Source organism: Anaerococcus kampingae (assembly GCF_046365475.1).
GTDB classification, from domain to species: domain Bacteria; phylum Bacillota; class Clostridia; order Tissierellales; family Peptoniphilaceae; genus Anaerococcus; species Anaerococcus kampingae.
Genome location: NZ_JBGMEF010000019.1, coordinates 42,475 through 67,598 on the forward strand (window position 1 = coordinate 42,475; position 25,124 = coordinate 67,598).

Sequence of the window (25,124 nt, forward strand, 5' to 3'; positions counted from 1 at the left end):
TTTTTATGAAGATTATTATTTCACCAGCCAAGAGTTTTAAACATTTTGATAATATAGAGACAGAGGGACTGATTTTTCCTGACAAGACTAGGATTTTAGTTGATAAAATAAAGAAGCTTTCTATGAATGAGATGGGTAACCTCAATATGACCAACGATAAATTGACCGAGAAGGCTTATTACGATTTTCAGGATTTTGATTTTGAAAAGCTTGATAATCCGGCGCTTTATTCATATGATGGCCTTGTTTTTAAGCAATTTAAGATGGATGATTTTGATGATTTAGCTTATCTAAACGATCATGTTTATATCCTATCAGCCCTATATGGCCTTCTTAGGCCGATGACAGGGATTCGTGATTATAGGCTTTATTTTGACAATACCATGTATGACCTTTATGAATTTTGGGGCAAGGACATCTATAATAAGCTTTTTGAAGATGATGACCTGGTTTTAAATCTGGCATCTAAGGAATATACCAAGACCATCAGGCCATTTCTAAAAGATGAGGATAAGTTTATCACAGTTGATTTTAAGGAAAATCGTGATGGCAAGCTTAAATCAATTGTCTCCTACATGAAGCAGGCTAGGGGCGCTATGCTTAGAGAGATTATTAAAAATAAAATCGAAGATATTGACCAGGTTAAAGAGCTTGTTATCAATGATTATAAGTATGACCCTTATAATTCTACGCCTGATACCCTTACTTTTGTGAGGGATAAGAGATGAAACTCCTCCACCTATCTGACCTTCATATTGGCAAAAGTCTGGGTAATTTTTCACTCTTGGAAGATCAGAAATATGTCCTTGATCAAATCTTAGAAATTATTGAAGAGAAAAAGGTCGAAGCTGTCATGATTGCAGGAGACATCTTTGATACAGCCCTTGCAAGTGCAGAGGCTTTAGACCTTTATAATTATTTTATAGAAAAAATCGTCTTTGATCTTGATATCCCAGTCCTTGCCATAGCAGGTAACCACGATTCAGCCAAAAGGCTTGATGTCAACAAAAGATTTTATAAGACTAATAAATATTACCTAGCAGGTGAATTTAATAGGGATAAGGTCACCCTTTTTGATGATGAGGGCCCAGTTAATTTTTACCTCTTGCCTTTCATGTCCCTTGCCAAGGGAGAGGTTCTTTTTGGGGAAAAGCTTGATGATTTTACTAGGCTTTATGAGCTTGCACTTGAGGGGATAGATTATAATGATAGAAATGTCTTAATCACCCACTGCTATGCTTCTTATAGTGAAAGTACTCTAGAGACAGCCTATAATGAGGGCCAAAAGCCCCTAGTTATTGGCGGGTCTGACATGATGGATGCTAGTCTTTTTGATAGATTTGACTATGTGGCCCTAGGCCACCTTCATTCTGCCCACTTTGTTAAGGAAGAAAAAATAAGATATGCCGGGACCTTTATGCCTTATTCCTTTGATAAGAAGGATATTAATAAGTCTGTGACCCTAGTTGACCTAAAAAAAGATAGTCTAGAAATAGAAAAAATTCCTATAAAGCTTCTTAGAGAATTTGAAGTAAGGCAGGGGCTTTTTGATGATTTGATTAGAGAAGATCCGTCTGATTCTTATATCAAATTTATCTTAGATGATGAGGCGACAGTTGAAAATGCCATGGCAAAATTTAAGGCCAAATTTCCAAATGCAGTCCTTATAAATTATGCAAATAAGTCTGTCTTTGATTTGGACGGGGAAAGCCTTGACATAGATTTAGACAATAAAAATCCCCTAGAGCTTTTTGCTGACTTTGTCGATTTTAAGGACAGTAGAAAGCTTACAGGGGCAGAAGTTGAAATCTTAAAAGAAGTGATTGGAGAAGATTTTGAAGGCTAAGAGACTAAAAATGCGAGGTTTTTTGACCTACAAAAATGAAATAGAAATAGATTTCACTAAGTTTTTTGATAAGAAAATCTTTCTCATATCAGGCCCTACAGGCTCAGGTAAGACTACGATATTTGATGCCATATCCTTTGCCCTTTATGGGTCTATTCCAAGAGAAATCAGCCAGGAAAATATGAGGAGTGACTATCTTAAGGAAGATGATCCTGATACTTTTGTTGAATTTGAATTTGAAATTGGGTCAAAGACTTATCTTATAGAAAGATATCCAAATCAAAGGTCCATGGGGGCTAGGGGACCAAGGAATCTGGGCCATAAGGCGATCCTATTTGATATAAGCGATGAGAAGAAGCTCTTGGCAGATAAGCCAAGAGATGTAGAGCCCATGGTTAAGGAGATAGTGGGTCTTGATGTAGACCAATTCTCAAAGGTAATGCTCCTAGCCCAGGGCAAGTTCCAGGAGTTTTTATCAGCCAAATCAGATGTAAAGGCAGCCCTACTTTCTGATATTTTTAAAACCAAAAAATACAGGGATATAACTGATAAGCTCAAGGAAAAAGCCAAGATAAGCAAGAATAAAATTAATGAAATTGATGATAAATTATCAAATATTATATCTTATGATGAAATTTTAAAAGAAGTCATAAATGGGGATTATATCCTAGCCCTTGATTTTAAAATTATCCTTAAAATAATAGGGGACAATGAAAAGGACCTTAGCTCTCAATTAAGCGAACTACAAAAGGATGAAGATAGCCTAGATAAAAATATTAAAGATTCCTATAGAAATTTAGAGAAGTCTAAAAATACTAATGAGAATATAAGCTCTTATCAAAAATCACAAGCGGCTTACAATCTTTTGTATAAGAATTTTGAAGAAAAATCTAAAGAAAAATCTGACTTAGACCTAGCTAGCTTTGCCAAATCAATCAAAATCTATGAAGAAAGAATAGAAAAGACTCAGGATTCTATAGAAAATTTGACTAAAAACCTAGAGGCAGATAAAAATCTTTTGGAAGAGAAAAATGCTGAAGCAAAAAATCTAGAAAAAGACTTGGCAAAGATAGACGACCTTGCCAAAAATTTAGATAAAAACAAACTTGGCCTAGCGGAAAAAGAAAAGACCTACCAAGCTCTTGGTGAATTTTTATCAAATAAAAAAGCCTACGAATCTATAAAAACTATTGAAAAAGAAAAGCAAGACTTAGAGGAAAAGATAAAAAATATAGATGAGAATCTAGAAAACTTAAGAAAAACCTATGGACAAGCCCGTGAAGATAAGGCGAAACTTAAGGAAGAGGGCCTAGAACTTAAGGAAAAATTAAGGGCCAGAGAAGATAAGCTTCTTAGCCTTAAGAAAGACCAGGCAAGGCTTCTAGAAAACAAGGCCTATGAGAAAGATATTGAAAGCTTAAGCAAGGAAAGAGAAAATTATCTTAACTTAAAAGATAAAGCGAGCCTAGATAGGGAAATTGACCAGCTGAATTATTTTATTGAAAGATTAAATCACGATGGGATATGCCCTGTTTGTGGGACTAGGCATGAAGAAAAATTCCCCCTTCACAAGTCAGAGGGCTTAGATTTTGATAAGATAGTTGAAAAGCTAAATGACCTTAACCTATCCTTTGAAAAGATTAGGCTACTTATTGATAAAAATATCAAAGATTTGGAAATGGACGATAGTCTTGAAAATATAAGGGGTCTTATAAAGGATAATGAAGACCTTATCAAATCTTATGGGGACCTATTAGGAAAAAATCAAAAGGAGATTGACCTTAAAGATAAGTTATTACAAAAGACAGAGGAAGAGGGGAAGATCTTGGGCCTTGAAAAAGAAAAGCTAGCCCAAGCTTTAAAAGAAATAAATGTTAAGCTTGACCGCCTCCAAGAGTTAAAAATCGCATACCTTGGGCAGAAGGAGAAAATGGAGGGCCTTAAAGAAGAAGCCCTATTAGCTGAAATAAAGTCATTTGAAAAAAATATAAAAGAAGCAAGTGATTTTATAGAAAGGACTAAGTCCCATGATCAAGAAATAAAACTTGCCCTTTCAAGTCTTAAGGCAGAAATTGGATCTTTTGAAAAAACTCTTTCAGAAAATAAAGAAAATCTCACAGCCTACCAAAAAGAATTCGAGGACAAAGTAGCCGAGAAATTTGAAAATCAAGAGGATTACAGGTCCTATCTAGATAAATTTAATGACCTTGATCTTATAAAAATAGAAAACCAAGAATATTTCAAAAATCTTGACAGGTTAAAGGCAAATCTTGACAATCTAAAGGATTTTAAAGACCTTGACCTCATAGATTTAGAAATATTTAAAGAAAAAATTACAGACCTTGAAGAAAAGGCAAAATCTCTGGCTGATAGAAAACTATCCCTAAACCAAGGCTTATCTTCCTTTAAAAGAGCGGGCCTTGAGATAAGAGCCATAAGCCAAGAATTTGAAAAGGAAAAAAATAAATCTCTCAGCCTTACAAGACTTGCTGATCTTGCAAGCGGGACAAGTGGAGCCAATAAGGGGAGGGAGAAGATTGACTTTGAAACCTACATCCTAAGCGTTTACTTTGATAGGGTTCTTAACTTTGCCAACAAGAGATTTAACAAGATGACAGAAGGCCAATTTACCATGCTTAGAAAGAAGGAAGCGACCGATAATAGGTCTAAGGCAGGTCTTGATATAGAAATCCTAGATGCAAATACAGGTAAGCGCCGCCCAGCCACAAGTCTTTCAGGTGGGGAATCCTTCCTTGCAAGCCTATCCCTTGCCCTTGGCCTTTCTGATGAAATTGGAGCAGAAAATGGGGGAATCAGGATAGATACCCTATTTATAGACGAGGGATTTGGAACTCTTTCTAAGGAATTTTTGGACAATGCCATAAGAGCCATTGAAGAAATTTCTAAGGATGACAGGTTTGTTGGCCTAATTTCTCACGTGGATGAATTAAAAGATGCCATCGATGCCAAGATTTTAATAAGTTACGAGCCAAGCGATGGATCAAAGATAGAGGTGAAAGCATGATTTCATTAATACTAGCAAAAAAAGACCAGGATAAGAGCCTATATATTTACAAGGAAATAGAAAAAAGGCTTGAAGCTGGTCAAAAATCAATTCTTATAGTTCCTGAGCAATACACCCTAGAAACTGATATAGACTTCATAAACAATATCAGATTTTCTTCAGTAATGGATTCTAAGGTCCTTTCCTTTTCATCCTTTGCTGCATTTTTCCTAGATATGGCGGGCCTTGATAAGCTTAAATTCCTAAATAAGGAAGGCAAGCTCATGATCCTTACGAATATAATGCACGATTTAAATGATAAGCTCACTCTTTTCAAAAATTCCTATGGAAATATCGACTTCATCAATTCGATTACAGATTTGATTGCAAATTTTAAGGATAATAATTTCGACCAAGATTTTTTTGAAAGTATTAAGGATGCTGAAATAGATGAGGCCAGCAGGATAAAATTTGAGGAAATAAGGATAATCCTTGGTGCCTACCAGGAAGCTCTTTCAGGAAAATTTATTGATAGTGAGGATATGACCTCTCTTTTAGCAGAATCCATTAAGGATGCAGACTTTCTAAAGGACTATCACTTTTATTTTGATAAGTTTGACTATATGGAAGAAAGGAAACTTGAGCTTATATCTGCCCTTGTAAGGGAAGAAATTGACATCACTATTGGCCTTAATCTAGATCCTAAAAATCTAAATGAAGCCCTTCCAAGAGCAGAAATATTTGACCCAGCCTTTGGCTTTTATAAAAAACTTAGATCTAATTTTAATTGTGAAATTATAGAAATGGAAAATACGGAAAATAAGGCAGACCTTGACCACTTCTTAGATAACTTTGATATTTTTAACCCAAGGCCATATCTAGATAAGCCTAATAATATTAGGGTTTTAGAGTCTATATCGACAAGGACTGAGGTGGAAAATATTGCCCTTCTTATCAATAAATTAATAAAAAGTAAGGACCTAAGATATAATGATTTTGCCATCTACATGACAGAAAATAGCGAATATGAAAATATCATAGCCAAGACATTCGATAGGTATGACATCCCTATATTTTTGGATAAGCGTAGGAAGATGAGTGATAATCACATTATAAAGACCTTTCTTGCCCTCCTTAGGCTTAGGGTTAATAAATACAGAAAAGAAGACCTCTATTATATCCTAAATTCTAAGCTAATTGATTTTGGTGAAACTTACGAGGAAGATTGCCACATCTTCATCAAATTTATTGGCAAAAGAAATATAGCGGGTGCCATGTTTGAAGATGATAAGTATTTTATTCTGGATTATGATTTCTATGAAAAGTTTTTGGAAAATGATCCAAAAAGAGAAGAAAAGCTTAAGAAAAAGGAAGAAGAATACCAGGCCATAAATAGGGTAAGGGATAAGATTTTAGACCTTTTAGGAAATTTAGCTAATGAAGGGAAGATACGAGACCTTGTTGAAGGTATCTATAAGATGATTTCTGATTCATCAATAAGACTTGCCATTACAAGTTTTCAGGAAGAATTAAAGGACCTTGCAGCCCTTGATGATTATAGAGAAAATGAGCAAATTTGGGATAAATTTATAGAGATTTTAGACCAATTAGTTTTAATTATGGGTGAGAGAGATACAAGTCTTTCTAGGATTTATAGCCTAATAGAAGCAGTGACTAAGGATATTAAAATTGGCCTAATTCCACCATCTAAGGACCATCTTATAGTAAGTGATTTTAAGAGGGAGAGGGTTTCAAATAAAAAGATAAATATAATTTTAGGCCTTAATGATGCCTATTTTCCATCGGGAGAGTCTAGGGATTTTATCATAAATGATGATGAGAAGGAAGACCTAAAAAAGCGTGGGATTGACCTTAAATTATACGATAAAGATAATGAAAGTCTTGAAAAGCTAAGTCTTTATAAGATAATTGTAGGATCTGACAAGCTAATATTTTCCTACGCTCTTTCTGATAAGTCAGGAAAAGAACTCAAGAAAAGCTTGGTTTTAAATGATATTTTAAATATTTTCCCTCAGATGCAAGTAAAATCAATTACAAAACTTGAGCCTAATCTTGCCGCTTATTCTAAGGAAGGCCTTAAGAAATTTGCCCTAGAAAATCTAGAAAAGATTAAGAAAAACGAAAAAATAAGCAAGGAAGATTTGGACTTAAGCCTAGATTTCATCAAGTATTTAAAAGATAATTTAGAAAAAAACGACAATCAGAAAATCTATGATTCAATTTTCAAGGGACTCTTTTTTACCAATGACAAGGCTCCGCTTAATTTAGACCTTGCTGGCAAGCTTTATGGGAAAAGGGCATATTCAGTTTCAGAAATTGAAACTTATTCACGTTGTCCTTACAAATATTTTATCTCCTACGGCCTAAGACCTGACGTGGAAAATGATTTTGACATTGACCAGATGGAAATAGGAAATATCGTCCACAAGTCACTTGAAGAGCTTTCAAGATTATTAAAAGAAGAAAATATCGACGATATCACAGATGAAAAACTAGATACGCTTTTAGAAGAAAATTTCAAAGAAGGCATAGATTTAAACCTGGAAGCTTTGAGAAAAGATTCGCCTAAAAATGCCTATATCCTTGAAAATATGCTAAATTCTGCTAAGAGAAATGCAAGGGAAATCAAAAGAGGTCTTAAAAGGTCAGACTTTAAGCTCTTTGCCTTTGAGGAAAGCTTTGATAAGGGAGGATTTTTTGACCAGGTCGATATAGATGGGGAAAACTACCTAAGGGGTAGGATTGACAGGATAGATAAGGCAGGAGATTTAATTAGGATTATAGATTATAAGACAGGGGCCAAGAGCTTTAAACTTGTAAATGTCCTAAATGGTCTTGATCTCCAGCTTATTGTCTACATGATGGCAGCAAGTGATAAAGATTTTAAACCTGTAGCCTCTTTCTACTTGCCACTTAGGGATGAGATTGAAAAGATGGATAAGGTTTCACTTACAGATCAAGAAAATCTCAAGGAAATCCTAGCAGATAAGTTCCAGATGACAGGCCTTTTGCTTAAGGTTAATGAAGAAGTTATAAGGCTTATGGATAGGGATTATGACAAGGATAAGCTTGCTGTCTTTGACCCAAAGAAAAATGAAATTGTAAATCCTGAAGACTTTGAGGTTTTGACACACTTTACCAAGGATTTGATAAAACAAATAATTGAAAATATCAAAAATGGCCTAATCGACCTAAGGCCTGTCAGGGAAGATAAGCAAAGAAAAGAATGCACCTATTGCGATTATAGGGGCATATGCAAGTTTGATGAGATAATTGATTCAGATAGGTTTAGGGATATAGACAAGTCCCTAAAGATAGAAGATGTAAAGAGGGATGCTTATGACAGAGATTAAAAAAACCAAGGCCCAAGAAGCTGCCATAGACACAGAAGATAAAAATATAATAGTTTCAGCTGCAGCAGGATCCGGCAAGACCTTTGTCCTAGTTGAAAGAATCATCAGCCTAATGAAGAAATATCATATAGATATTGATAACATGATAATTGTAACCTTCACCAACAAATCTGCAATCGATATGAAAAATAAGATAAGGGCAAGGCTAGAAGAGGCGGCAGATGACTTTGATCCAGATTTTCTTAGAAGACAGATAAGGCTCTTAAAGACTGCCCAAATTAAAACCCTCCATGCTTTTTGCTCTGATATGATTAGGGAAAATTTCTATTATTTTGATAAGTTAAGTCCTAATTTTAAGGTCCTAACAGAAAATACATCTATTATTATGAGGGCAAATGCCATAGATGAAATATTTGATGAAGAATATGAAAAGATGACAGATGGCTTTAGGATCTTTTTAGAAAATTTCGCCCAAAATAGAAATGATTCTCCTGCCAAAGGTCTTATTCAAGATACTTACAACATGATAATCGGCCAAATTGACCCACTTGCTTGGCTTGATAAAAATACAAGGTCAGCAAATATCGGTGACAAGCTTAAGGAGATTTCAAAAAAATCTCTGAGGGACATGAAAGATAAGGCTTTTAAGCTAACAGTCATGGCCAATGAAAATGACATGAGAGAAAAACTCCAAGAGCTTGTGACAGAAGATTATTCAATATTTTTAGACCTTGAAAATAATCTTGACTCTTGGGATGAATTTTTAGAAAAAATAGAAAAGGTAAAGTTTGGCAGACTTTCTTCATCCAAAAATGATGCTAAATTCCTTTACAATATCCTAAGAACTGACAGAAATTCCTATAAAAATTCTCTGGATAAGCTCAAAAATCTGGTAAGAAATACATCTTCTGACCTTATAAGCCTTACAAGCCATAAGGAAGAAATCCTCTTAGGAGAAATTAATAGGCTTACAAGGCGTTTTATGGAAGTTTTTGATCAGAAGAAAAAGGCCGAATCTTATCTAGATTTCAACGATCTCGAGCAATATTTTATAAGGCTATTAGATAATGAAACTGCAAGAAATAAGCTTGTTGATAAATTTGAATATATCTTCTTCGATGAATACCAAGATTCAAATGAAATTCAAAACTATATAATAGAAAAGCTTAAAAGGGAAAGAAGGCTATTTTTCGTAGGAGACGTCAAGCAATCAATCTATGGTTTTAGGAGGGCAAGGCCTGACTTATTCCTAGAAAAGCTTGATATATACGAAAGGGAAGAAGATTCTGTTAGGATAAATCTAAATGAGAACTTCAGAACTGATAGGCTACTCTTAGATTTTAATAACTATATCTTTGATAGGATAATGACCAAAGAGACAAGTGGCATTGACTATAAAAACGGCGGCCACAGGTTAAATTTCGGAAGAGATAAGGAAAATCCAAATGCCAAAGTAGGCCTTACAGTTCTTGATAAGGCAGTAAATGAGGAAGATTACCTGGTTAGACTCATAAGAGATTTAGTAGGGGAAGGCTATGCTTATAAGGATATAGCGATTCTTTTAAGAAGCGGAAATAAGTCTTATGTATATGAAGAAGCCTTCAAAAGGGCAGATATTCCTTATTTTAACGACATATCAAAGGTATCATTTTTGGCAGCAGAGGTTAATTTTTTCATAAATCTTTTAAAATATCTGGCCAATCCTAACGACGATATTGTCCTTCTTTCTGTCCTAAGAAGTGAAATTTTTAACTTCAGCGAAGATGACCTGGTAGAAATAAAGCTTAAGACCCAGTCATATAGATTCTATGATTGCTTTGATAATTATGATGGGAATGAGCAAATAAAAGCAAAAATTGATACTTTTAAGGCTGTCATAAAGGATTTAAAAAATAAACTTGCCATTTATTCCCTATTTGATTTTGCTAACTATCTTTTTGAAAAAACTGGCCTTTACGACTTCCTCATGGCAAGGGATTTGGGAGCTGATAGGATAAATAATATAGAATCCCTAATCGACCTCATGGCAGAATACGACTCGGCCAATGACAATGGTCTTTACGGATTTTTAACCTATTATGAAAATATTTCAAAGACCCAAAAAGATAGCATAGACCAGTCAAGAGATTTATCTGAAGAAGAGGACCTGGTAAGGATAATGACCATCCACAAGTCAAAGGGGCTTGAATTTAAGGTGGTAATACTTGCAGATTCTTCAAGGACCATAAGAAACATGCACTCATCAAAACTTGCGATTTTTGATGATAAGCTAGGTATTGGAATTGATGTGGCAGATTATGATAGCAAGGTCAAGGTCTCATCTATAAATAAAAAGCTAATTGAAAATAAGCTTATCGAAGAAGACAAAAAAGAAGAGATGAGAATCCTCTATGTAGGTCTAACCAGGGCTGAGGAAAGGCTTTATATAACAGGAACAAAGTCAAAAAGCTCTCTAGCTAAGCTTTATCAAAATGTAGATTATCTTGAAATGTCAAGCCACCTAGATTGGATTCTCTCAAGCCTATCCTTCGATAAGATAGGTGAGGAAATTTTTGCTAAAGACTACTTTACAGATGCTTTTGATAAGCGAGTAGATATATCATATCTTGAAAGCCTAGAAGATGAAAGAGTCAAGGAAAGCAGGGATATAGGTAAAATATTTGAAAACATTAGACCTAGTGCAAATTATAAAAAAATAGAAGACCTAATGGATTTTGTCTATAAGGGGGCAGATGATATAGGCGAAAGCCTTAAAAAATCAGTAACAGAGATAGCCAAAGACTTCAACAAAGAAGAGGAAGGCTACGAAAGATCATCCTTTGGGGAAAATTATTCAAATATAGACTTCAAAAAACCAGACTTCATAGAAGAAGAAAAAACCTACTCAGCCACAGATAAGGGAAGCCTAATCCATAAAGTCTTTCAAAAACTCCCAATGAAAGAATATGATAAAAAAAGCCTAAAAGCAGAAATAGAAATCTTAATAGAAAACCAAATAATAGAAAAAGAAGGGGCCAAACTTTTAGAAGTGGATAAATTTTTAGGATTTTTCCAAAATGATCTAATAAAAGAATTAATCAACAAAGAAACACCATACAGAAAAGAGGAATCCTTCCTAATGCAGTATGAGGATTATTACGTAAATGGACAGATAGACCTAATCTTTGAAAAAGAAAACGAAATAATCCTAATAGACTTCAAGACAGATAGGATAAAAAGAGAAGAAGCCTACAAAAAGCAGTTAGAAATCTACAAAAAAGCCTTAGAAGAAGCCTTGGGCAAAAAGGTAAGCATGGGGCTTATATATTGGTATAATAGTGGGGAGATTAGTGTTTACAATAAATAATGGGTATTTTAGGGGAGCTTCCCCTAAAACCCCTTTTTTTATTATCCAAGATAATAGTATTTTAGACTTTGATTCTTCGTAACTTAACCATTTAATATTTAATTTCTATTTACTATTGAATCTTCGTAATAAGGGGAGGCCCAAGGACCCTTTCGCATGGGTCCTCATCGGCCTCCCCTTAAACCCCTCCCCGTTACACCCCACAAGCGACTCCTTAGCGGAGTGCGAACAGAGAAGATTGCCTAACGGCAATCCTATCTTGGTAGACAAATCTCTTTGTTTTAGATTTCCTTATTCTTACTGATTTTGACATTCTGATGCCTAAAAATCTCAATCTAGTCCAAATATTTATTTTGTATACACTCTACATCTCAGCACTTACAAAATTTAATTTGTACTCGTGCGTCAGGAGATTTTCTTAACGGCATCTCCATTTACAAAATATTCCGACCATGGGAGAATTATTCTGTATTCTGAGAGGATATTGACATCTAAGTAAGTATTGGTCTCGTTTGCCATTGGCAAACATTGCTATTGGTGGGTCTAAGTAAGAGAGCTTTGATATTTACTGAATTAAAATCGTCAATTATTTTAAATAGAGGAAGCGTTAAGAAAATTTTGTTGAGCGTAACGAAGTGAAGCGAATCTAAATTTTTAGCTGACGAGATTTGAAATAATAGATTTTGAACCAGGATGAATAGCCGTCAGGTCTAATATAGAAGATTGCTAGAAGCAATCTTCAGTTTGCCCTCTGCAAGAGTCGCTTGCGGGGTGTAACGAAGAGGGGGTGTAAGGGGGAGGGCGATGAGGACCCATGCGAAAGGGTCCTTGGCCCTCCCCCTTTGGCGAAGTCATCAGCTTGATGACAATTATTTATTATGAGATAAAATTACAAGAATAAAAGTAAATAATAATTTTATCTTGGATAAAAAACCCCTAATAACTAGTATATTAATTACTGTAATTAATAAAACCCCCCATTTATATGAATAATATCCCCAGTTATATAAGAAGCCTCATCAGAGATCAAGTACCTCACTAGGCCTGCGATTTCTTCTGGCTTTGCTAGTCTTTTTATGCCTACTTCTTCTTTTAACTGATTTATTTCTTCTGGGCTAAAGTCTCTTTTCATCATGTCTGTATCTACCATGCCTGGGGCTATGGCGTTTACTCTTATATTTGATGGGGCTAATTCTTTGGCCATGGCCTTGGTGAAGGTATTTATGGCGCCCTTGCTTGTAGAGTAGGAAGATTCCATGCTTGCTCCGAAGTCTCCCCAGATTGAGCTGATATTTATGATTACTCCCTCTTTTTTCTCAATCATTTTTGGTATGGCTCTTTTGGAGTTTAGAAAGACCGAATTAAGGTTGGTATTTATTACATCCAGCCACTTGTCAAAGGGAGTGTCTTGGATTAGGCCAAAGTAGGATATACCTGCGTTATTTATTAGGATGTCAACATTTTTGAAATTGTCTTCAATGATTTTAAACATCGCTTCTACCTGGTCTTCATCTGATACATCTGCCCCTATGGCTATTACCATGGGATTTATTTCTCTTAATTCTTTTAGAAGGTTCATGGCTTCATCTTTGCTCTTATTATAATTTATTACGATTTGATAATCTTTTGCGAGGTTTTTGGCAATTGCAGCACCTATTCCCCTGGAAGATCCTGTTATTAATACTGTTTTCATAACTTTATTATAACATATTTGTTAAATAGGGTATAAATTTATTGATGGTATGATGATTAGAATTCTAAGGAGTAGATATGAAATATTTTAAATTAAATGATGGAACTAAGGTTCCTGCAATTGGTTTTGGTACTTTTAAGATTACTGAAGAAGCTGATATGGAAAGGTCCATTGGCTCTGCAATAGAAGCAGGCTATAGGTATTTTGATACTGCAAAATACTATGAAAATGAAGACTTAGTTGGTAAATACCTTAAGGGTTCTGGTCTTAAAAGGGAAGAAATACAAGTAGCTACTAAGGTTTGGCCTGTAGATTTTGATCCAGAGGCTTGCAAAAGATCAATTGAAAATTCTCTAAAAAAGCTTGACCTCGATTATATAGATGTTTTATTGCTTCACTGGTATGGAGAAGATTTTGATAAGGCTTGGAAAGTTTTTCAGGCCTATAGGGACCAAGGCCTTGTTAAATCTATAGGTGTGTGTAATTTTACAATTCCACAGCTTACAGAACTTATAAGTCTTGGCGAAAAGCCAGTCCTTGACCAATTAGAAAGTCATTTATATTTACAAGATACAGATAATAAGAATTTCCTAATGGAAAATGGCATCCTCCACCAAGCTTGGGGACCACTTTCTCAAGGTAAGTCCAATCTTTTGGATGAGCAAATCCTAAAAGAAATAGGGGATAAGTACGGAAAAACTCCTGCCCAAATTGCCCTTAAATGGAATATAGAAAGGGATACTATGGTCCTTGTAAAATCTTCAAATGAGGGAAGGATTAAGGAAAATATTTCGATTTTTGACTTTGACCTTAGCGAAGAAGACATGAACGCCCTTGCCAGCCTTGATAGGAAGGAAAGATTTTCAAATGACCCAGAAAATAAGGAGTGGCTTGATAAGATAAGAAGAGGATAGGAAAATATATTTAAGGAATCGGCGATTATACTTGCCGGGTTTTTAATAAATATAAAAGGAAGAAATATGATTTACAAAAATGATCTAGCAATTTTGGAGTTTGACGATAATATCGAATCGGTGATTATGCCGAATCACGAAAATCTAGACATAAATTTACCTGTTAAATGCGTTTATGCTTTTTTGGAAGATGAGATTGACAGATATGTCGTGAGAAATGAAGGGGAGATTTTAGGTCATTTTGAATCGGCAACAAAGACTTATCCTATTTATAAAATTAATCATAAGGGCCATGACCTTTGTCTTGCTCAAGCCCCAGTTGGCTCTGCTCCAGCAGCCCAACTTTTGGATTGGCTTATTGGCTATGGTGTAAGGGAAATAATTTCCACTGGAACCTGCGGATCTCTAATAGATATAGCAGAGTCGACTTTTCTTGTTCCTGTGAGGGCCTTAAGGCAGGAAGGGACAAGCTTTCATTATGTTTTGCCATCTAGGTATATTGACATAAATCCTAGAGCAGTTTCAGCTATAGAAAGAGTATTTAGACAAAGAGGACTCAAATATAAGGAAGTCATGACCCGGACTACTGATGGATTTTATAGGGAGACAAAAGATTTGGTAAATTATAGAGTTGATGAAGGCTGTGCTGTTGTTGAGATGGAATGTTCTGCCCTTGCAGCTGTTAGTCAAATGAGAAAGGCTATCTGGGGAGAAATTCTTTTTACTGCTGATACCTTGGCAGATGTAGAAAATTATGATCAGAGAAACTGGGCTAGAAATTCCTTTTCCTATGCTTTAGAGCTTGCTATGGATGCAGTGATTGAAATTTAAATAAGGATTATTCCAATTAAAAAGGCGAGGATTTTAGTCCTTGCCTTTTCAGATGTTTAATTTTATTAGTCTATAAATTTTTTAGCAAAGTCTACGAAAGCATCGCATGCGCTCTTTACAAATGGTCTAGTTTCTTCGATTAGTTTGCCGTCTTTATCAAATAATTCGTTAATCTTAGCTAGGTATACTTCTGGTTTGCTCATGGCTATGAGGTCTACACAGGTGAAGGATTGCTTTAGGGCAAGGTTACTTGATACACCGCCCATTGTACCTATGGTTGAGCTAAATACTGTAGCAGGTTTTCCGGCCCAAAGATTGCCTTCTGGTCCACGAGATGCTATATCGATTGCATTTTTTAAAACTGGAGCAAGGGACCTGTTGTATTCTGGTGTGATAAAGATAAAGGCATCACATTTTTTAACATCTTCTCTAAGCTTTGTGTAGGCTGGGTGAATTTCTCCCATGTCTAGGTCTTGGTTATAAAAAGGTGTCTCGCTTAGGTCGATTTTATATGTTTCAACATCAAGCAGTTCTGCTACTTCCTTGGCAAGCTTTTTATTCCATGAATTCTTTCTAAGTGATCCTACTAATAATCCTATTTTCATTGATAAATCCTTTTTTTTTCTTTAATTAAATTATACCCTAAAGTCTAAATTATAAGCAAAAAGAGCCAGCTAAAGCTAGCTCTAATGTTTAATCATTTTTATTTCTTATATATTTATCAATATTTGCTGCAGCTTTTTTACCTGCTCCCATGGCAAGGATTACTGTAGCTGCACCACTTACAGCATCACCACCTGCAAAGACCCCGTCTTTTGTGGTCATGGTTGTATCATCTATTATGATTCCGCCCCAAGATTCTGTTTCTATGTCTGGGTTGGTGTGTTTTATAAGTGGGTTTGGAGATTGGCCAATTGAAATTATTACTGATTCAAATGGGACTTCTTCATATTCTCCAGTTGGAAGTGGCCTACGTCTGCCTGATGCATCTGGCTCACCTAGGACCATTTTTTCTACCTTAACAGCCTTTACCCAACCATTTTCGCCGATAATTTCTACTGGATTGTGGAGGTTCATGAAGTTGATGCCTTCTTCAATGGCGTGATGGCTTTCTTCAGCCCTTGCTGGCATTTCTTCAAAGCTTCTACGATAGACTACTGTTACATCTGCCCCAAGTCTTTTGGCTGATCTTGCAGCATCCATTGCCACGTTTCCGCCGCCTACTACACAGACTTTTTTGCCTACGTGGACTGGTGTGTCATATTCTGGGAACTTGTAGGCCTTCATGAGGTTCATACGGGTTAGAAATTCATTTGCTGAGTAGACTCCATTGTAGTTTTCTCCTGGAATGCCTAAAAATGAAGGAAGACCTGCACCTGTCGAGATATAGATTGCTTCATAGCCCTTTTCCTTTAGGTCATCAAGGGAGAGGGTTCTACCGACTATGACATTTGTTCTAAGCTTAACACCTAGGCCAATTACGTTTTTAAGTTCTGTATTTACAAGCTTTTTAGGAAGTCTAAATTCTGGTATACCATACATCAATACTCCTCCAGCTGTGTGGAAGGCATCAAAGAGGGTTACCTTGTAGCCAAGTTTGGCAAGATCTGCTGCAGCAGTTAGGCCAGAAGGTCCAGCACCTACAACAGCTACCTTTTCCTTGTTAGCATAGACTTCTACTGGTTTTTTATATTTTAAATTATTGTGATAGTCTGCGACAAATCTTTCAAGCCTACCGATTGCAACAGGTTCGCCTTTTCTGCCTCTAGTACATACACCCTCGCATTGGTTTTCTTGAGGGCAGACCCTACCGCAGATAGCTGGGAGGTTGTTAGTTTCAGAAATTTTTTGGTAGGCTGCCTCTATATCTCCTTCTGTGATGAGGTGGATAAATTCTGGAATCTTTACAGAAACTGGACAGCCATCCATACAAGGTTTGTTCTTGCATTGAACACAACGCATGGCCTCTTCTTGAGCCATTTCAAGAGTATAACCCTGGGCTACTTCTTCAAAGTTTTTGTTACGAACATTTGGGTCTTGTTCTGGCATTTTGACTTTTTCTTGACTCATATTAAATTTGGCCATTTCTAACCTCCCCAGTTAGGTTGCAGATGTGTTCTCTTTCTTCTGTAGCATAGTTTCTGGCTCTATTCATAGCTTCATCAAAGTCTACTAAAAATCCGTCAAAGTCAGGTCCATCTACGCAGGCAAATTTCATTTTTCCGCCTACAGTTAGCCTGCAACAGCCACACATGCCAGTTCCATCTACCATTATAGAGTTCATTGAAACTGTTGTAGGAATATTGTGTGGTCTTGTGACAGCTACTACATTTTTCATCATAATAGCAGGGCCAATGGTTAGGACGTGGTCGTATTTTTTACCTTCATTTATAAGATCTTCAAGTACTTGGGTTACAAAACCTTGTCTGCCATAAGATCCATCATCTGTTGTTATGTATAAATTATCTGAACAAGCCTTTAGCTCGTCTTCAAGTATGATTATGTCCTTATTTTTAAAACCCATTATTACATCGACATTGGCGCCTACTTCATGAAGGTATTTTGCCTGTGGATAGGCTATAGCAGTACCAAGTCCTCCGCCCACAACGCATACGTTTTTACCCTTAAGGGAATCTAGGTCTGTTGGCACACCAAGTGGACCTACAAAGTCTAAGAATCCATCGCCAGCCTTAAGGCTATCCATCCTCATAGTTGTACCACCGACAATTTGTACAATGATAGTTACGTTTTCTTCATCAGTTGATGATATGGTAAAAGGCACTCTTTCGCCCTTTTCATCAAGCCTTAGGATAATAAATTGGCCTGGGAGAGCTTTTCTTGCAATCTCTGGGGCTTTAACAACAAATTTGATAGTGTTAGCATTCAAATTTGTCTTTTCAATAATTCTTGCCATTATTCCTCCTCAAATTGAAATTAAAAGCTTGTAGATATAAGCTTTTCTTTACTGATAATATACTATTTTGACAAGGATTAAGCAATGAGCCTGTAAAAAGCAATTTGAGGTGATATATTTATAAAATATAGTATTATAAAGCTATTGTTAATAATAAAAGAAGGGAGTTTTATGGAAAAGCAAAAGAGAAAATACACAACCAAATACCTTTTGAAACGCTTCATACCATACTATAAGCCATATAAAAAGGTACTTATACAAGATTTAATAGCGGCAAGCCTTACAACCCTATCAGAGCTAATCCTTCCAATTTTATTATCCTACCTCACAGATTGGGCACAAATTGGGATTTTGGATGGGCCAAGGATAGTAAAGGTTGCTATAATATATGCCATAACTAAGTCAATATCAGTAATAGCCAGATACTTCATGCAATCAAGGGGCCACATAATGGGAGCCTTCATCGAAAAGGACATGAGAAGGGACATTTTCAACCACCTCCTAGAGATGGATACAGAATTTTTCAACGAATCAAAGGTCGGTCAACTAATGACAAGGCTTACCTCAGATTTGTTTGAAATAACAGAATTTTCCCACCATGTTCCAGAAGAATTCTTAGTCGGGGCAATCAAACTAATCATATCCTTTATAGTATTGATAAATATTGATATCAAACTATCTTTAATAATATATTTAATGATTCCAATCATGTATATCATGTCAAGAAGGTCCAGGGAAAAATTTAGACAGGCTACATTTGAGACCAAACGTCAAATAGGGGCAATCAATGCAGGAGTAGAAGATACTTTACTTGGCATAAGCGTAGTAAAGTCCTTTGCCAACGAAAGAGTCGAAAAGGGTAAATTTGCCAAGGAAAATTCCAAATTTGCCGACATAAAATCTGACAGATACTATGCCATGGCAAGATTTTTCATGGTCAAGGATTCTTTTTCAGGGATTATGTATCTACTTTTGATAAGTTTTGGTGGCTACTTTGTAGTAAGTGGCGAGATAAGCCCTGGAGATCTTATTGCCTTTACCATGTATCTAAATATGCTAATTGCAACAATTGAAAGGCTAATTAACTTCACCGACACCTTTGAAGCAGGGACTACAGGAATAGAAAGATTTGTAGAAGTTATGAGCCTTGATAAGGATATATTTGATAAGGAAAATCCAGAAAATCTTGATGATGTGAAGGGTAAGATTGAATTTGAAAATGTATACTTCAAATATCCAAACACACCAGATGAGGACCCATATGTATTAGAAGATATGTCATTTAAGATAAATGTTGGCGAAAACATAGCCCTAGTAGGCCCATCAGGAGCTGGAAAGACAACTATCTCAAAGTTAATACCAAGATTTTATGATGTTGATAAGGGGTCTATAAAAATCGACAATACCGACATTAAGGACCTATCAATAGAATCACTTAGATATAATATAGGAATCGTCCAACAGGATGTCTACCTATTTTCAGGCACAGTTAGGGAAAATATAGCCTATGGTAAGGATGATGCTACTGAGGCTGAAATAAAAGAGGCTGCAAGACTTGCTGGGGCAGATGAATTTATAAAAGATTTGCCAGATGGACTTGATACTTATATAGGCGAGCGTGGAGTAAAATTATCTGGCGGTCAAAAACAAAGGATATCAATTGCCAGGGTATTTTTGAAAAATCCACCAATCCTAATCCTAGATGAGGCTACAAGTGCCCTAGATAATAAGAGTGAAGCAATTGTCCAGGCTTCTCTTGAAAAATTATCTAAGGGTAGGACAACCCTCACCATAGCCCACAGGCTATCAACCATAATAAATGCCGATGAAATCTTAGTTTTAACCTATGATGGCATAGTTGAAAGAGGAAACCACAAGAATCTTTTAGAGAAAAAAGGCGTCTATTACAATCTATATAATTCCAATAACACAGACTTATTTGGATAAAATTGGCGGAAGGAAGCTTCCGTCTTTTTATTGGTAAAAATCCTTTAAGATGTATAATAAAGGGAGAAAGGGTGACATATGAAGAAATTTTTTGGAAAGTTCCTTCACGGACTTGCAACAGTAATCGGGACTATTTTTACAGTCCTTATAAATATTATGAATATTTTAGTAATGACCTTTGAGGGCATCAGATCTCTCCTTGCAGTTGTATTTATGCTGGGTTGTTCAACTTTTATATTTTTGCCAACCTTGCTCTTATTTTTACCATCAAAGGTGTGGATGGCAATTTTTATAATTATGATAATACCAGTCCTTGGACCAAGCTTTATATCATTTTTAAGATATGGCAACTATGTCCTAACTGAATGGATGTATGACAGGGCCAACTCCTTAATTACAGGAGAAAAGCAAGGATTTGACTCTCTTGGTGATTATTCAGAAAAATATATAAATGATAGGCAAAAGGAAAGACAAAGAGCTGCCGAAGAAGAGGCTAGGGCACGCCAAGAGAGGATGAATGATTACTTTGAAGATATATTCGGTAACTTCACCTACTATGAAACAAGAGATTTTAGCCAAGGAGATTTTTCTGGCTTTGGTAACTATCAAAATCAAGGCGGATATCAAGGTGGATATCAGAATTATGGAGTAAATGACCTAGGTTTTAAGGAAAAATACGAAAAATCTTGTCAAACTTTAGACCTACCTTTAAATACAGACATTTACCAGGTTAAGCTTAATTATAGAAAGCTTGCAAAAAAATACCATCCTGACCTAAATAAAGAGCCAGGAGCTAAGGAGAAATTCCAAGAGGTAAATGCAGCCTATGAGTTTTTGAGTGAAGATAATATCAAAAAGTATAAGAATACTTACCTATAGGAAAAATTATGCACGATCAGATAAGAAATGAAGAATCAGCTGTCCTATTATCAGAAATAGCCAGCGATGCTGGTGCCATCATGCTTGAAAATGGTGCTGAAGTTTATAGGGTAGAAGATACAATTGAAAGAATTATAAGAAGTAAGAAAAATACTAAGGATGTGGATGTTTACTCAACTACCAATGTTATAATCCTAAGCTTTTCTTACAAAAATGAAGTCCATACCAATGTTAGAAGGGTCAAAGCTAGGTCAAATAACCTTTATTATATAGATAAGGTCAATAGCTTTTCCAGGTCCTTCTGTAGGGGAGAGATGAGCCTTGAAAATGCCCTAAGGGAGCTTAAAAACATTAAGGAATCACCAGATAAACCCCTAATTTTTAAGATTGTCGGTGCAGGCATTGCAGCTGCTGCTTATTCACTCCTTTTAAAGGGTGGTATAAATGAGATGTTAATTTCCTTTATTGTAGGAAGCTTATCCTACTATTTTGCTCATTTTCTTGAAGAAAATAGTTTGGGATATTTTGTTGTTAATTACCTCTACGGAGTAATGGTTTCACTGGTAACTATCCTTGCCCTTAACTTTATTGGAGGGATTGAGTCATCTAAGGTTATAATTTCATCAATGATGGCTTTTGTCCCTGGAATAATGCTTACAAATTCCATGAGAGACTTGATGAGTGGGGATTCAACCTCTGGTCTAACTGGAGCGGTTATTGCAATTTTAATTTCAACAGCCCTTGCCATGGGCGTAGGTACACCGATTACTATTATGAAGCTTTGGAGTTAAGATGTTATATATAAAAGAATTTATAATTTCAACTATATCTGCCTTTGGATTTTCATATGTGTTTAATTCGCCAAAAAAGTCAGTCTTAGTTTCAGGACTTAATGCGGGCTTTGGCTGGGTTATATTTAGGCTTGTTGAGCAATTTAGCGAATCTGTCTATATAGCTTCTTTTATGTCAGCCTTATTTATAGCCATTAGTTCAGAAGTTTTGGCAAGGATTTTTCATTATCCAGCCAGCATATTTATCTTCCCTGGCATAATAAATCTTTGCCCAGGAGAAGCAATTTACAATACTATGAGATATTTTATAGCAAATGAGACACCTATGGCTATAATTTCACTTTATAAGGCCCTTGGTATAGCAGCAGCTATTGCCTTTGGAGTCTTATTGTCATCATCATTTTCCTTATCTTTAAGGACTTATAAGGAAAGAAGCCACAGGAGAACAGATTTTTTAAGCATATTATTAGGGAGAAAAAAATGATAGAAGTATATTTAGCAGGTGGGTGCTTTTGGGGAGTTGAAGCCTACTTTTCAAATCTTGATGGAGTAATTAAGACAGAAGTAGGCTATGCCAATGGTAAAACTGCCACAACCACCTATGAAGAGTTAAAAGTCACAGGCTTTGCGGAAACAGTCAAGGTAACATTTGATGAAGAAATTATAAGTTTAAATGAAATATTTGAACATTTTTACTATATAATTGACCCAACTAGCCTTAACAAACAGGGCAATGATGTTGGAAGCCAATATAGGACTGGAATTTATTCTAGGTCTGAAGCAATTTTAAAGGCAGCAAGAAACTTTTTAAATATTAAGCAAGAAAAAGAAAAAGAGAAAATTATGGTGGAAGTCAAGGTCCTAAATAATTATATCAGGGCTGAAGAATACCACCAAGACTATTTAAAGAAAAACCCAGCTGGCTATTGCCATATAAATCTGGATGATGTATTGGAGATATAAAATGAAAATTAGAAAAATATTAGGCCTAGGCCTGGCCCTCCTTTTAGCTGGACCAAGCTTATCCTTTGCAGATGAAATAGTTTATTACGATAATAGCAATTTGGATAAGGTCTTAGTAGAAAATGGAATAAAGGTTGATACAAATATAATTTCAGCAAGACGTCAAGCAGAAATAGCCAAAAATAATGATCAGGGCAGGCAAAATCTTACAAAAGAGACTAAAGAAGCAATTAAAGAAGTCAAAGAAGAAAAAGCTCCAGTTCTTTATCCAAAGACAGCAGTTTACTCAAATGTAGTAGATATTTCAGAGCACCAAAAGCCAAGTGCTATCAATTACGACAAGTTTGCCAAAGACATAGAGGGAGCAATCCTCCGTTCATCAATAACAACTTTCAAGGAAGATGAAAAAACTAAGGAAAAGACCTATTATCTTAGAAAAGATTTCACCGTGGATACCCATTATGATAATCTTAACAGAAGGGGAGTCCCAATTGGATTTTATCACTATTCAAGGGCTACAAATGAAGAAGAAGCTAGGAAAGAAGCCAACTTCGTCCTAGATTTTGTTAAAGGAAAAAATGTATCTCTTCCAATCTATATAGATATAGAAGATAATCTAAGGCAGGCCAAGGCAGGCAGGGAAAACTTATCAAGGGCAGCAGATGCTTTTATAAAGACGATGAAAGCCAAAGGATATCTTGCAGGAATTTATTCTTATCCACACTTTGCCAAAAACCACCTAACAAGAGAAGTTAGAAATAATAATGAATTTTGGATAGCTGATTATAAGGCAAAAAACTATACAGGCTATACAGATACAGACTTTGATGTATGGCAATATGCCCACACAGGCAGGGTAAATGGCTACAATGGTAACATTGATAAAAATATCCTATACAGAGATTATCCATTAATAATCAAAGGCAGATCTTATAAGGATATGGATAAGCTTGTCCAAGAAATCATGGATGGCTATTGGTCCTATGGTAAGGAAAGAGAAAGACGCTTGACTTATGCAGGCTACGACTATAATATAATACAAAAAGAAGTAAACAAAAGATTGAGAGGTTAATTATGGCAATTAAATATGATATAGTAGAAAATATCGGAGTATTATCAACAAATGCTAAGGGTTGGACCAAGGAGCTTAACCTAGTAAGCTGGAATGAAAGAGATCCAAAATACGATATCAGAGATTGGAATGAAGATCACACAAGAATGAGCAAGGGTATAACCCTAAGTGCTGAAGAAGCGGGAGTACTTAAAAATATCCTAGCTGACGAATTTGAAGACTAAAAGCCTCTCCCTAGCTGGGAGAGTTTTTCTATAAGGAGAAAAAATGACATATTTTTACGCTCTAATATCTGCAATATTTGCAGCTCTCACATCAATCCTCGCCAAGTTTGGCATAGGAGATATTAATTCAAACCTAGCCACAGCCATAAGGACTTGCGTAGTCCTAGTATTTTCCTGGATAATGGTTTTTGTTGTAGGTGGCCAGCATGACCTAAGTCAAATATCCAAAAAATCCCTCATATTTTTGATTCTTTCAGGTCTTGCCACAGGCATCTCCTGGCTAGCCTTCTATAAGGCAATCCAACTAGGAGATGTATCAAAGGTAGTGCCGATCGATAAGTTAAGTGTGGTCTTTACGATAATATTTGCCTTTTTATTTTTAGGAGAAGTAGCCAGCAAAAAGGCTATAATTGGGACAATTTTTATCACCATAGGCACCCTTGTCATGGTTTTATAAAATTTGGGTAAATATAAAAATAAAGGAGATTTTATGGAAAAAGAATTAAAAAATAAAAAAATTTATTTACAAGTAAATACAAATGGGGCCTACATAGAAAAATTCACCTATGATGAGAAAGATGTATTTTACCCAAAATTTCAAAGGGAAATTAATGGCAAAAATAAAACAAGAGGTGGCAGCCACCCATGCCTTCCATCCTTTGGTCCAAGCGAGATAAACGACCTTAAAGATCATGGCTACGGAAGAGATAAGGAGTGGGAAATTAAAGAGATAAGCGATAAAAAAATCGACCTCTATCTTGCAGGAAGATGTGGCTATGAAGGAGTAGATTCCTTTATAAGCTACGAGTTGGGAGAGGATTATTTATTAGCTGAGATAAAGATGGTAAATGGGTCTGATAAGGACTTGCCAGTAGCACCAGGCTTTCACCCATATTTTAAAGCAGGAGAAAGCTTTAAAGTAGAGGGCCTAGATTTTGGCGACTTTAACCTAGAAGACACTTATTTTTTGGATGCTAGTGAAGTAAAATTCAGGGCAGAAAATTTTAATATAAAAATCACAAGCGATAATTTCCACAAATTTGCCATCTGGACAGATTTCCTAGAAGATTATAGATGTGTAGAACCTTGCTACAATGGCAAGTCTTTCATCAAGGGCGGTGACCCATTTATCCTTAAATCTGGCCAAACTTTTAAGGCATCAATGAAAATTAAAATCGAAGAATAAGCAAAATATCCAGGCTCAGGCTTGGATATTTTAAAATCAGTAAATATTTTTCGAAAGAAATTTATGAAAAATCAAAGTAGAAAATGCCGCCATAGGGCGGTTTTCATTTGTCTAAAAGCTTGATATCAAGCTTTATAAAA

At 35.7% G+C, this 25,124-nt stretch carries 20 protein-coding genes; 16 read left to right on the forward strand and 4 right to left on the reverse strand.

Annotation, left to right across the window (positions count from 1 at the left end):
- The first annotated feature begins 5 nt into the window (after window positions 1–5).
- Genes yaaA through ACCQ42_RS05760 form a run of 5 tightly spaced genes read left to right on the forward strand, consistent with a single transcriptional unit; the run spans window position 6 to window position 11,570 of the window.
- Window positions 6–728: a peroxide stress protein YaaA gene (gene yaaA, locus ACCQ42_RS05740; protein WP_410035618.1), complete on the forward strand. Its 723-nt coding sequence runs from the start codon at window positions 6–8 to the stop codon at window positions 726–728.
- Window positions 725–1,846, forward strand: coding sequence for an exonuclease SbcCD subunit D (locus tag ACCQ42_RS05745; RefSeq protein ID WP_410035619.1), 1,122 nt, complete (start codon window positions 725–727; stop codon window positions 1,844–1,846). Before yaaA ends, ACCQ42_RS05745 begins: the two co-directional genes overlap by 4 nt.
- On the forward strand, window positions 1,836–4,871 hold the full coding sequence (locus ACCQ42_RS05750; RefSeq protein ID WP_410035620.1) for an AAA family ATPase: 3,036 nt from the start codon (window positions 1,836–1,838) through the stop codon (window positions 4,869–4,871). The genes ACCQ42_RS05745 and ACCQ42_RS05750 overlap by 11 nt, the downstream gene beginning before the upstream one ends.
- Window positions 4,868–8,224, forward strand: coding sequence for a PD-(D/E)XK nuclease family protein (locus ACCQ42_RS05755; protein WP_410035621.1), 3,357 nt, complete (start codon window positions 4,868–4,870; stop codon window positions 8,222–8,224). Before ACCQ42_RS05750 ends, ACCQ42_RS05755 begins: the two co-directional genes overlap by 4 nt.
- Window positions 8,211–11,570, forward strand: a complete 3,360-nt coding sequence (locus ACCQ42_RS05760; protein ID WP_410035622.1) for a UvrD-helicase domain-containing protein — start codon at window positions 8,211–8,213, stop codon at window positions 11,568–11,570. Before ACCQ42_RS05755 ends, ACCQ42_RS05760 begins: the two co-directional genes overlap by 14 nt.
- 964 nt (window positions 11,571–12,534) lie before the next feature.
- On the opposite strand, the gene ymfI is transcribed toward ACCQ42_RS05760, so the two are convergent.
- Window positions 12,535–13,263: an elongation factor P 5-aminopentanone reductase gene (gene ymfI, locus ACCQ42_RS05765; protein WP_106459906.1), complete on the reverse strand. Its 729-nt coding sequence runs from the start codon at window positions 13,261–13,263 to the stop codon at window positions 12,535–12,537.
- 77 nt (window positions 13,264–13,340) lie between these two features.
- Between ymfI and ACCQ42_RS05770 the strand changes: the two genes are divergently transcribed.
- Both ACCQ42_RS05770 and ACCQ42_RS05775 read left to right on the forward strand, forming a co-directional pair.
- Window positions 13,341–14,177, forward strand: coding sequence for an aldo/keto reductase (locus ACCQ42_RS05770; protein WP_106459907.1), 837 nt, complete (start codon window positions 13,341–13,343; stop codon window positions 14,175–14,177).
- A 66-nt stretch (window positions 14,178–14,243) separates the two neighbouring features.
- Window positions 14,244–15,008 (forward strand): nucleoside phosphorylase, encoded by a 765-nt coding sequence (locus ACCQ42_RS05775; protein ID WP_106459908.1) that lies wholly within the window; start codon window positions 14,244–14,246, stop codon window positions 15,006–15,008.
- A gap of 65 nt (window positions 15,009–15,073) precedes the next feature.
- Here ACCQ42_RS05775 and ACCQ42_RS05780 read toward each other — a convergent pair whose 3' ends face one another.
- From ACCQ42_RS05780 to ACCQ42_RS05790, 3 genes are all read right to left on the reverse strand, one after another.
- Window positions 15,074–15,613 carry an NADPH-dependent FMN reductase gene (locus ACCQ42_RS05780; protein WP_265213003.1) on the reverse strand — a complete coding sequence of 180 codons (540 nt, stop codon included), beginning with the start codon at window positions 15,611–15,613 and terminating at the stop codon, window positions 15,074–15,076.
- An 88-nt stretch (window positions 15,614–15,701) separates the two neighbouring features.
- Window positions 15,702–17,093 carry an NADPH-dependent glutamate synthase gene (gltA, locus tag ACCQ42_RS05785; RefSeq protein ID WP_410035623.1) on the reverse strand — a complete coding sequence of 464 codons (1,392 nt, stop codon included), beginning with the start codon at window positions 17,091–17,093 and terminating at the stop codon, window positions 15,702–15,704.
- A complete protein-coding gene (locus ACCQ42_RS05790; protein WP_410035624.1) occupies window positions 17,080–17,922 on the reverse strand; it encodes a sulfide/dihydroorotate dehydrogenase-like FAD/NAD-binding protein in 843 nt (280 codons plus the stop codon). The genes gltA and ACCQ42_RS05790 overlap by 14 nt, the downstream gene beginning before the upstream one ends.
- 171 nt (window positions 17,923–18,093) lie before the next feature.
- On the opposite strand from ACCQ42_RS05790, the gene ACCQ42_RS05795 reads away from it, so the two are divergent.
- The 9 genes from ACCQ42_RS05795 to ACCQ42_RS05835 all read left to right on the forward strand — a co-directional run bounded on the left by ACCQ42_RS05795 (window position 18,094) and on the right by ACCQ42_RS05835 (window position 24,984).
- Window positions 18,094–19,869 (forward strand): ABC transporter ATP-binding protein, encoded by a 1,776-nt coding sequence (locus ACCQ42_RS05795; RefSeq protein WP_410035625.1) that lies wholly within the window; start codon window positions 18,094–18,096, stop codon window positions 19,867–19,869.
- Window positions 19,870–19,947: 78 nt separating this feature from the next.
- Window positions 19,948–20,748 (forward strand): J domain-containing protein, encoded by an 801-nt coding sequence (locus ACCQ42_RS05800; protein WP_410035626.1) that lies wholly within the window; start codon window positions 19,948–19,950, stop codon window positions 20,746–20,748.
- 8 nt (window positions 20,749–20,756) lie between these two features.
- Window positions 20,757–21,539: a threonine/serine exporter family protein gene (locus ACCQ42_RS05805; protein WP_265213008.1), complete on the forward strand. Its 783-nt coding sequence runs from the start codon at window positions 20,757–20,759 to the stop codon at window positions 21,537–21,539.
- Window position 21,540: 1 nt separating this feature from the next.
- The gene (locus ACCQ42_RS05810; protein ID WP_106459914.1) at window positions 21,541–22,023 is read left to right on the forward strand and encodes a threonine/serine exporter family protein; all 483 of its coding nucleotides are present in this window, start codon (window positions 21,541–21,543) and stop codon (window positions 22,021–22,023) included.
- Window positions 22,020–22,502 carry a peptide-methionine (S)-S-oxide reductase MsrA gene (gene msrA / locus ACCQ42_RS05815; RefSeq protein WP_265213009.1) on the forward strand — a complete coding sequence of 161 codons (483 nt, stop codon included), beginning with the start codon at window positions 22,020–22,022 and terminating at the stop codon, window positions 22,500–22,502. Before ACCQ42_RS05810 ends, msrA begins: the two co-directional genes overlap by 4 nt.
- A gap of 1 nt (window position 22,503) precedes the next feature.
- Window positions 22,504–23,574 carry a GH25 family lysozyme gene (locus ACCQ42_RS05820; protein ID WP_410035627.1) on the forward strand — a complete coding sequence of 357 codons (1,071 nt, stop codon included), beginning with the start codon at window positions 22,504–22,506 and terminating at the stop codon, window positions 23,572–23,574.
- 2 nt (window positions 23,575–23,576) lie between these two features.
- On the forward strand, window positions 23,577–23,798 hold the full coding sequence (locus ACCQ42_RS05825) for a YdbC family protein (RefSeq protein WP_410035628.1): 222 nt from the start codon (window positions 23,577–23,579) through the stop codon (window positions 23,796–23,798).
- A 43-nt stretch (window positions 23,799–23,841) separates the two neighbouring features.
- Window positions 23,842–24,255: an EamA family transporter gene (locus ACCQ42_RS05830; protein ID WP_265213014.1), complete on the forward strand. Its 414-nt coding sequence runs from the start codon at window positions 23,842–23,844 to the stop codon at window positions 24,253–24,255.
- 33 nt (window positions 24,256–24,288) lie between these two features.
- On the forward strand, window positions 24,289–24,984 hold the full coding sequence (locus tag ACCQ42_RS05835) for an aldose epimerase family protein (protein ID WP_265213016.1): 696 nt from the start codon (window positions 24,289–24,291) through the stop codon (window positions 24,982–24,984).
- Window positions 24,985–25,124: the final 140 nt, after the last annotated feature.

Coding starts and splice junctions, on each gene's coding strand:
- ACCQ42_RS05820 (WP_410035627.1), top strand. CDS start 22,504: ATGAAAATTAGAAAAATATTAGGCCTAGGCCTGGCCCTCCTTTTAGCT.
- ACCQ42_RS05800 (WP_410035626.1), top strand. CDS start 19,948: ATGAAGAAATTTTTTGGAAAGTTCCTTCACGGACTTGCAACAGTAATC.
- ACCQ42_RS05810 (WP_106459914.1), top strand. CDS start 21,541: ATGTTATATATAAAAGAATTTATAATTTCAACTATATCTGCCTTTGGA.
- msrA (WP_265213009.1), top strand. CDS start 22,020: ATGATAGAAGTATATTTAGCAGGTGGGTGCTTTTGGGGAGTTGAAGCC.
- yaaA (WP_410035618.1), top strand. CDS start 6: ATGAAGATTATTATTTCACCAGCCAAGAGTTTTAAACATTTTGATAAT.
- ACCQ42_RS05805 (WP_265213008.1), top strand. CDS start 20,757: ATGCACGATCAGATAAGAAATGAAGAATCAGCTGTCCTATTATCAGAA.
- ACCQ42_RS05790 (WP_410035624.1), bottom strand. CDS start 17,922: ATGGCAAGAATTATTGAAAAGACAAATTTGAATGCTAACACTATCAAA.
- ACCQ42_RS05825 (WP_410035628.1), top strand. CDS start 23,577: ATGGCAATTAAATATGATATAGTAGAAAATATCGGAGTATTATCAACA.
- ACCQ42_RS05775 (WP_106459908.1), top strand. CDS start 14,244: ATGATTTACAAAAATGATCTAGCAATTTTGGAGTTTGACGATAATATC.
- ACCQ42_RS05760 (WP_410035622.1), top strand. CDS start 8,211: ATGACAGAGATTAAAAAAACCAAGGCCCAAGAAGCTGCCATAGACACA.
- ymfI (WP_106459906.1), bottom strand. CDS start 13,263: ATGAAAACAGTATTAATAACAGGATCTTCCAGGGGAATAGGTGCTGCA.
- ACCQ42_RS05780 (WP_265213003.1), bottom strand. CDS start 15,613: ATGAAAATAGGATTATTAGTAGGATCACTTAGAAAGAATTCATGGAAT.
- ACCQ42_RS05830 (WP_265213014.1), top strand. CDS start 23,842: ATGACATATTTTTACGCTCTAATATCTGCAATATTTGCAGCTCTCACA.
- ACCQ42_RS05795 (WP_410035625.1), top strand. CDS start 18,094: ATGGAAAAGCAAAAGAGAAAATACACAACCAAATACCTTTTGAAACGC.
- ACCQ42_RS05835 (WP_265213016.1), top strand. CDS start 24,289: ATGGAAAAAGAATTAAAAAATAAAAAAATTTATTTACAAGTAAATACA.
- ACCQ42_RS05745 (WP_410035619.1), top strand. CDS start 725: ATGAAACTCCTCCACCTATCTGACCTTCATATTGGCAAAAGTCTGGGT.
- ACCQ42_RS05755 (WP_410035621.1), top strand. CDS start 4,868: ATGATTTCATTAATACTAGCAAAAAAAGACCAGGATAAGAGCCTATAT.
- gltA (WP_410035623.1), bottom strand. CDS start 17,093: ATGGCCAAATTTAATATGAGTCAAGAAAAAGTCAAAATGCCAGAACAA.
- ACCQ42_RS05770 (WP_106459907.1), top strand. CDS start 13,341: ATGAAATATTTTAAATTAAATGATGGAACTAAGGTTCCTGCAATTGGT.